2 protein-coding genes are annotated in these 1,750 nt (G+C 68.9%); both read left to right on the top strand.

Going from position 1 to position 1,750, the window contains the following annotated elements; genetic code table 11:
* A partial coding sequence (locus EOD07_RS33300; RefSeq protein WP_206519636.1) for a cobaltochelatase subunit CobN occupies positions 1 to 1,032 on the top strand: 1,032 nt, incomplete at its 5' end.
* A partial coding sequence (gene cobG, locus EOD07_RS33295; RefSeq protein WP_127238248.1) for a precorrin-3B synthase occupies positions 1,029 to 1,750 on the top strand: 722 nt, incomplete at its 3' end. The genes EOD07_RS33300 and cobG, both read left to right, overlap by 4 nt.

Below are 1,750 nucleotides of genomic sequence, written 5' to 3'. Positions count from 1 at the left end.
GTCATCGACCTCTGGGGCTCGGCCTCGCTGCGCACCGGCGGCGAGGAGATCGCGCAAGGGCTGGCGCTGATGGGCTGCCGGCCGCAATGGGATGCCGCCACCGGCCGCATCACCGGCATCGAAGTGCTGCCGCCGGCCACGCTCGGCCGCCCGCGCGTCGACGTCACCTGGCGCATCTCCGGCCTGTTTCGCGACATGTTCCCGACCCAGATCGCGCTGATCGATGCCGCCGCCAACGCGGTGGCCGGCCGCGACGAGGACGATTCGGAGAACCCGCTTGCCGCCGCGACCCGCGCACAAGGCAAGGTCGGCCCGCGCATTTTCGGCACATCGCCCGGCACCTATGGCGCCGGCGTCGAGGACCTGCTGTCGCGCGGCGAATGGGGCGCGCGCGAAGAGATCGGCCGCGCCTATCTCGACGCCACCTCGCACGCCTATGGTGGCGTCGACGGCGAAGCGATTTCGGCGCCTGGCGCTTTCGAGGGACGGATCGCCGAAGCCGACCTTCTCGTCCATACCGGCGACGACCCGGGCCGCGACATCCTCGAAGGTTCGGCCGATGTCGCCTTCATTGGCGGCTTTTCGGCGGCTCTTGCCGCGCTTGGCCGCAACGCCGATGTCATCGTGCTGGACACCACCGATCCGAAGAAGCCGAAGCCGCGCTCGGTCGGCGAAGCAGTATCGCGGGTGGTGCGGGCCCGCGCCGTCAACCCGCGCTTCATCGCCGGCCAGATGCGCCACGGGCCGCGCGGCGCCTCGGAATTCGCCGAAACGGTCGACCGCCTGGTCGGCTTTGCCGAGACCACCCATGCCATATCAGGCGCGCTGATCGAGGCGGTGCATGACGCCTATGTCGGTGATCCGGACGTCCGCGCCTTCCTGCTGCGCGAGAACCCCGCCGCCGCGAAGGTCATCGCCGAGCGTTTCCTCGCGGCGCGGCGGCGCGGCCTTTGGCACCCGCTCCGCAATTCGATCGACGACGATCTCGCGGCTTTGATCGCCGAAGCCCGAGCGAGCGGGGTGGCGGCATGAACGCCTTTTCGCGCCGCGGCGCCTGCCCCGCTTTGTCCGCCCCGATGCAGACAGGCGATGGGCTGCTGGTGCGACTCAACCCGGTCGCTGGAGGACTTACGCCCAAGTCGCTGATCGGACTCGGCGAATCCGCTCTTCGCCACGGCAATGGCATCATGGAAGTAACCGCGCGCGGCAGCCTGCAGATCCGAGGTTTGACCGCCGAAAGCGCCCGGCTGCTGGCGGCGGAGGTGGATGCGCTTGGTATCGCGGTGCGCAGCGGCGTTCCGGTCGACGTTGGACCCCTGGCGGGGATCGATCCGCAGGAGGTCGCGGATCCGAGACCGTTGGCCGAGCGGATCAGGGTGGCGATCGAAGAGGCCGGGCTGACGGCACGGCTGGGGCCGAAGGTGTCGGTGGTTGTCGATGGCGGCGGGCAGCTGAGCTTGGACGCTGTTACCGCCGATGTAAGGTTAAAGGCAGTGCAGGCCGGCGAGGATGTCCGTTGGGGCGTATCGATTGCCGGCGACGCGCGCAGTGCAAGGCCGCTCGTGACGGTCGATGCGAGTGCCGCACGCGATATCGCAGTTGCGGCACTTCGGATGGTTGCCGAAAAAGGCCGGGAGGCGCACACGCGGGATTTGTCGGAGCGACAGCTCAACTCACTCGCAGGTTGGCACTCCGTCACCCGCCTCTCTGTCCTGCCGGACATCTCCCCCTCAAGGGGGGAGATTAGCAA

The organism is Mesorhizobium sp. M2C.T.Ca.TU.002.02.1.1, assembly GCF_003997225.1.
This window is presented reverse-complemented; position numbering and strand designations above follow the sequence as displayed.